Annotated in this window: 5 protein-coding genes; all 5 read right to left on the bottom strand. The window is 38.5% G+C overall.

Going from position 1 to position 11609, the window contains the following annotated elements; translation table 11 throughout:
• Window positions 1-13: 13 nt before the first annotated feature.
• Window positions 14-7021 carry an SDR family NAD(P)-dependent oxidoreductase gene (locus VUJ46_RS00715; RefSeq protein ID WP_326983101.1) on the bottom strand — a complete coding sequence of 2336 codons (7008 nt, stop codon included), beginning with the start codon at window positions 7019-7021 and terminating at the stop codon, window positions 14-16.
• A 1121-nt stretch (window positions 7022-8142) separates the two neighbouring features.
• Window positions 8143-8964, bottom strand: a complete 822-nt coding sequence (locus VUJ46_RS00720; protein WP_326983102.1) for an alpha/beta fold hydrolase — start codon at window positions 8962-8964, stop codon at window positions 8143-8145.
• Window positions 8965-9242: 278 nt separating this feature from the next.
• Window positions 9243-9758 (bottom strand): DsbA family protein, encoded by a 516-nt coding sequence (locus tag VUJ46_RS00725; protein WP_326983103.1) that lies wholly within the window; start codon window positions 9756-9758, stop codon window positions 9243-9245.
• A gap of 24 nt (window positions 9759-9782) precedes the next feature.
• Complete coding sequence (locus VUJ46_RS00730) at window positions 9783-10475, bottom strand: YoaK family protein (RefSeq protein WP_326983104.1); 693 nt, start codon at window positions 10473-10475, stop codon at window positions 9783-9785.
• Window positions 10476-10480: 5 nt separating this feature from the next.
• A complete protein-coding gene (locus tag VUJ46_RS00735; protein ID WP_326983105.1) occupies window positions 10481-11527 on the bottom strand; it encodes a cupin domain-containing protein in 1047 nt (348 codons plus the stop codon).
• Window positions 11528-11609 lie beyond the last annotated feature (82 nt).

Below are 11609 nucleotides of genomic sequence, written 5' to 3' on the forward strand. Positions count from 1 at the left end.
TTTAAAACAGAGATTACCAGTTATTTCCGGACATGATCAATACCTGACTTTCTGTTCCGTATTTTATTTCATTCATGAAAATTTCCTTTCCTTGATCTAATGGAATGAGAGATATTCCTCTTCTTTCGTATTCAGATTCCAAAGAGGATGAAACCATTCCTGCGCCTTTCCACGGACCCCAGTTGATGGAAATTACTTTTCCTTTTAATTTTTTATTTAAAGCATTGGCGTAATCATCCAAAACGCTGTTGGCTGCGGCATAATCCGTTTGTCCTTTATTTCCGTATACCGAAGCAATACTTGAAAATAATACCACAAACTGACAATCGGTACGAAGTTTTTCAGCCAAAACACGAAGTGGTTTTACTTTGGTATCGAAAACACGTCCGAAAGAAGTGGTTGTTTTTTGTTTGAATAATTTATCTTCCAACAATCCGGCTCCGTGAATCACACCGTCTAAACGGTTGTATTTTTCGTAGATATTATTAATTAAATCTGATAATCCATCCTCATCGCAAAGGTCTAAAGATTGGTAAACAATGGTATTACCCAACTTTTCCATATCACGAATCGTAGCTAAAATCTGATTGTTTTTAAACGTTCTTACCGTTTCTTTTTCAATATCAGAAGGCGAAGTGAATTTTCCTGTTTTAATAAGGAAAGCTCTGATTTCTTCCTTCGTTTTCAGCATTTCAAGCTCTTTAAATTCAGAAACTTCATTTCTCGGATCTTTTGAACGACCTACCAAAATATAGTTACATGGATAAGCGTGTGACATGTGTTTCGTTAATTCCGATGTAATTCCCTGAGCGCCACCTAAAACCAGCACCACAGATTCTTTATCTAAATTAATATGTGCCTCCTGAAGACTGTTCGATAATGGCGACGGAATAATGTCTATCTTATGCCTTTTGTTATTTTTATAAATGATCTCAGCGGGTTTGTCGGTTGATAAAATTTCCTTTAAAACAATATCAGTGATCTGATCTGTTTCCTGCGGAGTGCTCAAGCTGATTAACCGACAAGTTGTCTTTTCAAATTCGCGGGCAAGACTTTTGAAAAGTCCCGGGTGACCTTTGTAATGACGCAATAGAGTAGTGTCCGTCAATTCCTGAATATGAGCCGGAATATCTGAAATTAAATAGACCCATTTTGCCTTATCAAGATCCATTTTTTTAATCAAATCGACATGATCGATAATGCTTTGTTTTTCCGCTGAAGAGAATAAATCAAGGATGATTAATCCATCAAAATTGGTTAAATCTTTATCTGTTTCTACCAATTCTGCAATCGCGCCGTGCTTTTCAAGTTCAGCTTTAATGGCAGCGGTTTGTACGTTGTTATCCTGAGTGATGGCGAAACGTTTTCCCTGTAAAATATCTGTGTTTTGAGGCAGGGAAATTTCAGTTGGCGTTAAGTCAAAACGAAGACGTGATAAATTATTCGCTGCAACATTCACAACAGTTTCAGGAGTGCTTGCGCCGCTCATTTCGTGAATCCAGCTTGCCAATCCGTTCAGTGTTTTGATGGCTGCTAATTTTTCCATTAAATCATCAGCCTGTTCCAAGTCCTGACCGAAACCTATTTTTGATTTTAAATCACCGATAATTTCCATTCTTTTGATGGAATCGATGCTTAAATCTGCTTCCATATCAAGATCCAATCCTAACATTTCTTTTGGATAGCCTGTTTTTTCACTTACAATATTTAAAATTGCCGTTTGAAGCTCTTCTAATGAAAATGAATGGGACTGATTTTGAGTTATTTGAGTTGAGGTTTCTGTTGATGCTTTCGCTTCTGATGCAACAGAATTTCCGCTGTATTCTGTTAACCAAGAAACCAATCCGCTTAATGTTTTAATCGAAGCTAATTGTTCCATAATCGTGTCTTCGTTCACGTTATTTCCTGAGAATGAACCCAATTCGCTTTTCAATGTTCCTATAATCTCCACTCTTTTGATGGAATCGATACTTAAATCGGCTTCAAGATCCATTTCCATACCTAACATTTCGTGAGGATAGCCTGTTTTTTCGCTGACAACATTTAATAATAATGTTTTAATATCTTTTACAGGAGCCTGTTTTGTGGCAACGATCACCGCTTTTTCAGCACCATCATTGATTGGTGAAGAAATAGCAGGAGCCTGAGTATTGACAGGAATCTGAACGGGTTGGGTATAAATTGGCGCCTGATTTACCTGTGGATTTTGTCCCAAAAAGGAAAGCATTACATCACGTTGCGCCTGAATCATCATTTTCATACTGTTTAAATATTCCTGAAGCATACGTTCTGCAGCAGGTTGATTTTCAACAGGAGTCGGGTTATTGGTAAAGTTGTTCATTTGAAGTGGATTTATAATTGGTAAAGCCCCGTTAGCCGGAAGATTGCCCGTCGTAGGATGAGCGGTTTGTCCGTTTACACGCCAGATGGCAGGGTTTTTCTTATAAAGATCGGGTTGATCGAGTTGGATGATTTGTGTATGACGACCTTCGAAAAGTTTTTCAATATTAAAATTGCGTCCAGTTCCCAGATATTGCGCCAACATACAAAGCAGGTGCGTGATTTTGTTGCGGTTGCTGTCTTCTGCGAAAAGGGTTAGTTGATCTTTGTCTAAACAAGAATTCGTTAATCCGGTCAGTACTTTTCCGGGACCAACTTCGATGAAAATTCTAGCTCCGTCATTATACATTGCCTGAATTTCTTCAACATATTTTACAGGCTGAACCAAATGATCGGTTAATCTTTCTTTTATTTCTGAAGCTTTTGTAGGATAAATTTCAGCTGTCGTATTCGACCAAACCGGAACCTGCATTTCCTCAAAAGTCACATCTTCTAAAACTTCACGATAAAGATCTTTCGATTTTGCTACCAACGGACTGTGGAATGCGCAGGCAACTTCAAGCTTTTTAGCAGAAATTCCGTTTTGTTTCAGAACCTCCATTAGTTTAGTGATCGCTTCAGTGCTTCCTGCTACCACACATTGAGTTGGTGCATTGTAATTTACTGGATAACAACCTTCTACCTGAGTTAAAATAGGTTGTATTCTTTCAAAATTTCCGCTTACGGCAACCATGGTTCCCGGATCTCCGTTTTCAACAGAATCCAAGATAGAATGGGCTCTTTTGATACTTAAATCAACCAGTTTTTCTTCCTCAAAAACGCCTGCAAAACAAAGCGCCGGTAATTCTCCGTAGCTGTGCCCCGCCAACATATCAGGGTTGATGCCGATTGACTGTAAAAATTTAGCCAAAGCAAGATCAACAATTCCTAATAAAGGTTGTGCCAACCGGGTATCTTTGATGGTTTCTTTTTGTTGTTTTAGATCTTTTTCGTTAAAAGTTGCGGAAGGGAAAACCACTTTTTCAAGTTCAGGATAATTTTTCAGAAGCTTTCTCATTTCAGGGAAAACCACGAAAAGATCACGAGCCATATTGATTCTCTGGCTGCCTTGTCCAGGGAATAAAAACGCTACTTTTCCGTCTTTTTTATTTACGGTGAAAGTATCTTTTGTTTCAATTCCTACAAGAACCAATTCAATTTTATTAATTAAATCTTCCGTAGAATCGGCAACGATGCTTACCTGAACCTGTTTTTCTGAATGAATAGCTAAACTGTAAGCAATATCTTTTAATGCAATCGTATCATTTATTTCAAGTAAAGATTTAATCTGATTGATTTGATTTTTCGCTTCATCATACGTATCTCCACGGAACACAAATAATTCCGACGGCCACGACTGCATTGCCGCTACAGATTCGTCCTGTTGAGGGTGATTTGCAATAACCGTGTGGAAATTTGTTCCACCAAAACCAAACGCACTGATTCCTGCATAACGGTTTTTCTCACTCCATAAGCCACTTTCCGCATAAAAAGCAAACGGACTGGTTTGAGAATTATAATAAGCATTCGGTTGTTTTAAGTGAAGGGTAGGAGGTTTTACACCATGAAAAACTGCCAGAGAAGCTTTAATCAATCCAGCCAATCCAGCTGCACATTTGGTGTGCCCGATCTGAGTTTTTACCGAACCTAAATGCGTTTGTCCCGGCAAAGCTCCCGAACGACTGAATAAATTCGTCAAAGCGCTCAGTTCCGTCTTGTCACCAACGACCGTTCCGGTTCCGTGAGCTTCAACCAATCCAACCGATGCAGGACTGATTCCGGCTTGTGTATACGCACGTTCCAAAGCACGAACCTGACCGATTTTTCGAGGTGCGGTAAGACCTAAAGCTTTACCATCACTCGATCCTCCAACTCCTTTAATGACAGAGTAGATACGATCGCCGTCACGAACAGCGTCTTCATATCTTTTTAATACCAAAATAGCGATTCCTTCGCCAAGGGCAATTCCGTCGGCGTCACTGTCGAAAGTTGCGCATCTTCCTTTTCTGGAAAGCGCGTGTGTGCTCGAAAACATCAGATAATCATTAACTCCGTTATGCAAATCTGCACCTCCGGCAAGTACCATATCTGATTTTCCTAAAGCGAGTTCCTGACAAGCCAGATCAATTGCCGCCAAAGACGAAGCACAAGCTGCATCTACGGTGAAATTTCTTCCGCCTAAATCCAGACGGTTGGTGATTCTTCCTGCGATAACATTCGCTAAAATCCCTGGGAAAGAATCTTCTGTTGTATGTGGGAAGGCTTCTTTTACTTCTTCATGAAGTTCTCCGAAAACCTGTTTGTAAAATCCTCTGAAGCTGTAACTGTTCGCCAAATCATTACCGCCTTCCGCTCCGATAATGACGGAAATATTTTCTCTGTTAACGTGTTTTTCGGCATAACCGGCATCGTCCATTGCGCGTTTTGCTACCAATAAAGTCAATAACTGAGTGGGTTCAATAGCAGCAAGAGATTGTGGCGGAATTCCGAATGCTAAAGGATCGAAATCAATTTTAGGGATAAATCCGCCCCATTTTGAGTGGGAAACATCGGCTTCATTGGAATCCGGTTTGTAATACAAATCTTTATTCCATCTTTCGTCCGGAACTTCTGTTACGCTGTCTTTTCCTAAAATAATATTTTTCCAATATTCCTCTAAATTTTTTGCGCCCGGGAAAATACATTCCATCCCGATAATGGCAACATCAAGAGGTTTTTCTGTGGAAACCGGTTCTTCCGGTAAGCTAGCATTTTGAATATAATTAAAATTTTCAACGGCAACATTTTTATGAAGATCAGCCATTGAAATCACCTTGTCATGCATTGTAGCAACCTGTCCGATCATATACATTCCTAAATCCAACTGATCTTCTTTAGGAATCGTAACTAAATGATCACCTTGACGTTCCACGCCTTTTGCGGCAATTCTTAAACGACCGACATTTAATTTTTCAAGCTTTTCCCAAACTTCTTTTTTATCGGTTCCTGCTTCTAATAATTTTGCTTTTTCATTATTAAAATGTTGAGCAAAAGCAGTATCTAAACAACGTGTTTCGTGTCCGGGAGCCGTTTCCAGCAACACCGTTTCTTTTGCCTGCATCGCCTGTAACTGGAATTCTTTCTGAATAGCTCCGCATTCTACAGCTTCCTGAGTGTACAAATAGGCTGTTCCCATCAAAACTCCGACTTTCACGCCTCTTGCAGCTAATGGAGCCGCCATGATGGAAACAAATGCCGTAGAAAAATCATTATGAATTCCACCTGCGAAAAATACGCTGATGTTTTCAGGATGGTCTTCTTTTAAAATTCTTTCAATTTGTTTTTCCCAAAGAACCATGCTCGACAGCGGGCCCACATGACCGCCACATTCGCGTCCTTCGAAGATGAAATTTTTAGCACCTTCTTTCAGGAAAATATCCAAAAGAGCGGGAGACGGCACGTGTAAAAACGTGGTGATTCCGGCTTTTTCGAAGATTTTTGCCTGAGCAGGTCTTCCTCCGGCGATTAATACAACGGGAGGTTTTGCTTCTAAAATATAAGAGGTTTGTTCTTCTCTTAATTCCTGTGGTGCGAATCCTAAAATACCGACACCCCAAGGTTTGTTTTTGGCAAGTTTTTTGGTATCCATTACCAAAGATTTTGCCTGTTGCCCTTTTAACAGAGATAGAGCAACGAAAGGCAATGCTCCGGCTTCTGCAACAGAATTAGCAAAGGAAGGTACATCGCTTACACGGGTCATCGGGCCTTGTGCAATAGGATATTTTAATCCCAGTTCTTTCGCTAAAATATTTTCCTGATCAATTACCTGAAGAGCTTTTGCCTGCTTCAGGTGACCGTACATGGCTTCTTTAAAACCAAAGATCAATTTTTTTAAGGTTTTGAAATCTTCATACAAATCAATCGCTAAAGAAATATCTTGTCCCATAGGGATATAGCTGCTAACGATATCAAGAGTCGTAAAGTATGTTTTGAGCTCTTTTGCGGTTATATTTTCGGGTAGAGCAGGAGAGTTTGGTCTTACCAGTACACGGTGGCTGGCAATAATTTTGGTTTCTGTTCCGTTTAATTTTGAACAGAGATCTTTTAATTCTTTTGGAACGGAGCTTTCCGGGAATAAAGCCAGTTGGCTGTCCAGGATAATTCCTGCTGCCCCTAAACCGGTTGCAGCAGCAGCTGTATGAAGCCCGATTCCACCCTGAATCCAGACAGGAATGGATTGTATTTCTTTAATAATCCTTTGAAATAATATAAAGGTTGACTCGTATCCTACGTATCCCCCGGATTCGTTTCCTTTTATGATGATGCCCGCGGCTCCTGATTGTTCCGCTTGTAAAGCGTCTTCAAAGCTGGTTATCTGGTAGATAATCGGTAAGTTTTCCGGAGTGGCCATAGAAAAACCAAACGGTGCAATCGCGAACTGTACTTTTTTAGAGATCTGAACTGAAGCCAGACTTTCACAGGTAAGGGAGATACCATAAGAAGGGATGTCGGTCTGATCAAGTTGACTCAGTGCTTCCTGTGCAATTTTTAATTCATGTCCTAAGCTTAAGACCGGAAAGGCTCCTGCCTTATGCAATTTTTGAGTTAGATCAACATCTGTTTTTTCAAACGGAGTTAACCCGATAATGGTCAAGTTTTTCATTACATTTGATATTGAAAATGTTAGTAAAATATCATAACAACACACGGCAGTGATTACTCATGCCAATGGTCTGAAATCAGAATAAAAATAATTATTTTACATAATTTAAATTCATAAATAATATTTTGTAATGATTATTTAATAAATATTATTTATTGTTAAAATAGTGTTAAAATAAAAAGCTTATTTTTTATTCCTGAAAAAAAAGCGGGTACAATCTCGGTAATTATAATTATAAAGGATTATAATTAATTAATGTTAAGCAAATATATAAATAAAAATAAAATACTTCAATGATAAGAGGTTTATTTTTCAATATTACAAAAATATAATATTTCAATAACAAGGGGTGTTTGTTGTAAATAAAACATTATCAGTGTGATAAAAAACATTAACACATTTTAAGACTTTAAATAAAATTTTTAATTTTAATTCAATATAAAGTGAGGTATGGTTTTTGCTGTGTTATTTCACAGTGAAGTAGAGATAAAAATGGCTTCAGATGGGGTCAGTTTCAAAACTTGGGGAGAAATTGTTTAGATGTATTTTTTGCCACGAATGCACGAATATTCTTATTTCTCACAGATTTCTCATATTTAGAGCCCATCGTTAGAAAATCAAAGATTTTCAAAGACTTAGGTGCACTTCTATGAGGCTTAACATTAAGCTTAAATAACTAAAGTGTTAAAAAAAACTTTTGTGGTTAAATTTTTGTCACGAATGCGCGAATATTTTTATTTCCCACAGATCGCAAAGATTTTCACAGATGATATCGTTGATTTTCTTTGTTTAATTTATGAGTAGAACGGTTTGGAGAGACTTAAAGCGGGAGTTGTCAAAAAAAATGGGTTGGCTTTGTGTTCAATATGTAAAGTGTAAGGAAAAGAATCTGCATGATTTGAAAAATCTACGAGAGCAAAAAATTTCACCTTACATGATCTAAACTTTTTTGCTTAGTCCCCAACTTTTGTATTTGATCCGTGATGGTATGCTTTTGCAGTTCATATGTTATCACGAAAGATAAAGAAAGGGTACCGGCCGAATGTCCATTACAATAAAATAAAAGAGTGAACCCCATACAGATTCACTCTTTTGCTCCTTCATTAAAATCCAACGATTTTTTAAGACTGGATAAATTCCAGGATATCTTTATTAATTGTTGCTGCTTCCGTAGTCGGCATTCCGTGTGGAAAACCAGGATAGGTGATTAGTTTTCCGTTTTTCAATAATTTAGCAGATTTTACACCAGCATTTTCGTAAGGAACAATCTGGTCATCTTCACCGTGCAACACCAATACAGGAATATCAACTGCCTGTAGATCTTCTCTGAAATCAGTCTCAGAAAATGCTTTAATTCCTTCATAATGAGCCACGATTCCACCCATCATTCCCTGTCTCCACCAGTTTCTCTGGATGCCTTCTTTTACGTTCGCACCTTCTCTGTTATACCCATAGAAAGGAAAAGTAAGGTCAATATAAAACTGCTGTCTGTTGTTTAACGTCTGATCTCTGATGTTGTCGAAAACTTCAATTGGAACTCCATCAGGATTGCTTTCATTTTTTACCATAATCGGCGGAACTGCGCTGATTAAAACTGCTTTTTTAGCTCTGCCTTTAGAATATTTGTTTACATAGCGAATCACTTCTCCACCTCCTGTTGAGTGACCGATGTGAATAACATCTTTCAGATCAAGAAATTCTACCAATTCTGCTGCATCAGAAGCATATTGCTCGATGTTGTGACCATAAATATTCTGGCTGGATCTCCCGTGACCTCTTCTGTCATGGGTGATCACTCTGTAACCTTTCTGTAAAAAGAAAATTACCTGTGCATCCCAATCGTCAGATGATAAAGGCCATCCGTGGTGAAACATCAATACTGGTCCTTCTCCTTGATCTTTGTAGAAAATTTCTGTTCCGTCTTTTAATGTAAGTGTACTCATTGCTGTAAATTTTTAATGTTTGTGATTAATTTATTTTAATAATGTTTTTCGTTGTCTTAATTCTTTAGCAAATGTAGGAAGGTTTAGTATACCAGAAATTAATCTAGTTTAATTTCCATTCATATTGATAAAAAAATATATAATTTATTTTAGGGGCAGCTTTTTCCGTCTTCCACTCCCGCTTTTTTATCTTCCTTTTCAAGTCAGATAAAAAGAGCTCCGTTCAAGCCGGGCTGCAAGTAGTTGTTATCTTTAGAATATCAGTTTTAATTACTTCTTCACCCAGCATTTTCGCTTACCAGTTGAAGTAAATCGGTTGCACTGCCGTTGAAATGATTACCGTTGATATAAAAAGTAGGCGTCCCATTTACTCCGCTCAATACTCCGCTTTGGAAATCTGAATCTATTTTATCCGATAATTCTGGGTTTTGAATATCTTTTTTAAATTGAAGCATATCTAAATTTAATTGTTCCGCCAATTCATAAAGGAAATTTTCATTTAAATATTCCTGATTCTCATAAATAGCATCGTGCATTTCCCAGAATTTTCCCTGTAAAGCCGCGGCTTCTGCTGCCAAAGCGGCAGGTCTGGCGTATTGATGCATTTCAGAAAGCGGAAAATTTCTGAAAACAAATCGGATCTGTGTTCCGAATGTTCTCATCATCTCTTTTAATATAGGATAGGCCGCTCCACAGTAAGGACATTGATAATCCCCGTATTCCACAATGGTAAGATCCGCATCGGGATTGCCCTGAATATGGTCAGTTGAACTGACAGATGGTTTTAGTGACATATTATTTGTTTTTTTAGTGTTGATTTAAAGTATAATCTTTGAATTTTTAATCCATACCGCGCTGATAAGCAGTAATGAAGCAGGAAATATCAAAATCCAGTTTCCAAAAGGAGATATTACGATCGTCAGTACAATAGCTCCGGACACAAAACCTGTCCATAAAAGCAATAAATGAATGGCATTGTCTCTATATACTTTTCTTTCTTCTTTATCGTTGCTCATGCTGAATAAAGCTGCATTTTTTGCTAAACTGTTAAGCGTTCCGGTTACAAAATCGGTATTCACTTTTAGATTGCCGACGGAGGTCACGATCGTATTCATGATTCCCATAGAAAACCCCATGATGCCGATAGAAAGCAGGCTGGTAATTTCATAAAAATAAGAACCGACTGAATAAACCATCAAGATACCTGCAACAATAAAAAAAGATAAAGTTTTAATCCGGATTTTTTTCCATAACGCTAAACAGGTTCCGGAATAAATTCCCAATAAAAAACAACTGATGACCGTTGCTGAAGTTATTATAATTCCCCATTTTTCCGAATAAATCGATGTGCCCAACTGCGTCGTATTTCCGCTCATAAAAGACACATACGTTTTCCATTTTATAATTCCTGTGGCATCCATATATCCCGCCACGAAGGCGAGTAGGATAGCCAGTCTTTCATGCAGCTCAATTTGCTCAGGCGACATGGAAGCCTTTGTTTCGGGAGACAAAACCCTTATTTTTTAGGTTGAATAAATACTTTCTGACTAGGGAATTTCTCAATTTCCCCTTCTTTAAGTGCAAAATTGGTTTCCACCACATCTTTTGGATTTCCTGCTAACCACTCGCTTAGATCAATAGATTCATAATGTCCGCTGTTAAAGCCAATTAAGACTTTACAAACGCTATCTCCCGTATTTTTAATATAATGTCCGGCTCCCATCGGCACGTATCCGACATCTCCCGCATTGAATTGCTCTGTAACTACCGTTCCTTCTGCTAAAAATACCGACATTTCAGCCTGTCCGGAGATAAAATACTGCCATTCGTCGGCGTTGGGATGCCAGTGCATTTCTCTTAATGCTCCGGGTTGCAGTTCTAAAACAGAACCCGCCATTGTGGTGCTGATCGGAAATTCTTTACTCGTTACCAGTCTTTGCAAACCTCCTCCGGGAATAATTCTCGGTTGTTGAGAATGAAGCGGATAACGGTGAAGGCTTGTCAGCTCAATATCAGATTCTTCAGGACGTGCTGTTGCTAAAGAAGATAATTCGTCTGGAACCGGGCCGGCGGCGAAATAGGCTTCTTTTTGAGGTAAAGCAGCTACTTCTTCAAGGCTTAATCCTAAATTCTGGGCAACAATTTCAGGAGGCATACACGAAACAAAATCCGTCACGCTGAAGGTATGATCTTCTGAAAAATTACCATTGTCAAAAATTAAAATGAAGTGGCATTCTTCCGTCCCTGTAGCCTGAATAGAGTGCCCATATCCTTTTGGAAAATACCACACATCTCCCGGTTCAAAATTATCAGTATAGCTGTGTCCGTCTGGATGGATGATCGTTGTACGTACCGTTCCGGAAATTACATACGCCCATTCTGCAGCGTTGGCATGCCAGTGCAATTCTCTCATGCTTCCCGGCTGCAATCTCATAGATACTCCTGCAATGCCTATTGATGCTGGAAAATCTTTTACAGAGGCTCCTCTTGTGGTTCCGCCATCATTGGTACGCGGTTCTTTTTTCTCTAACTCGTATCTGAAGCTTAATTTTTCGGTGTTCATAATAATATTTTTTAGTGATGATTAATTTGTTGTTGTTTTTAATTTCTATTGTAAAACTACACAAGATAATAGCAGGTTGCCA

This window comes from Chryseobacterium sp. MYb264, assembly GCF_035974275.1.
In the GTDB taxonomy this organism is placed as follows: domain Bacteria; phylum Bacteroidota; class Bacteroidia; order Flavobacteriales; family Weeksellaceae; genus Chryseobacterium.

What these genes read in the sequence shown, in the direction of transcription:
- VUJ46_RS00715 (WP_326983101.1), bottom strand. Translation starts at nt 7,021, where the DNA reads ATGAAAAACTTGACCATTATCGGGTTAACTCCGTTTGAAAAAACAGAT.
- VUJ46_RS00720 (WP_326983102.1), bottom strand. Translation starts at nt 8,964, where the DNA reads ATGAGTACACTTACATTAAAAGACGGAACAGAAATTTTCTACAAAGAT.
- VUJ46_RS00725 (WP_326983103.1), bottom strand. Translation starts at nt 9,758, where the DNA reads ATGTCACTAAAACCATCTGTCAGTTCAACTGACCATATTCAGGGCAAT.
- VUJ46_RS00735 (WP_326983105.1), bottom strand. Translation starts at nt 11,527, where the DNA reads ATGAACACCGAAAAATTAAGCTTCAGATACGAGTTAGAGAAAAAAGAA.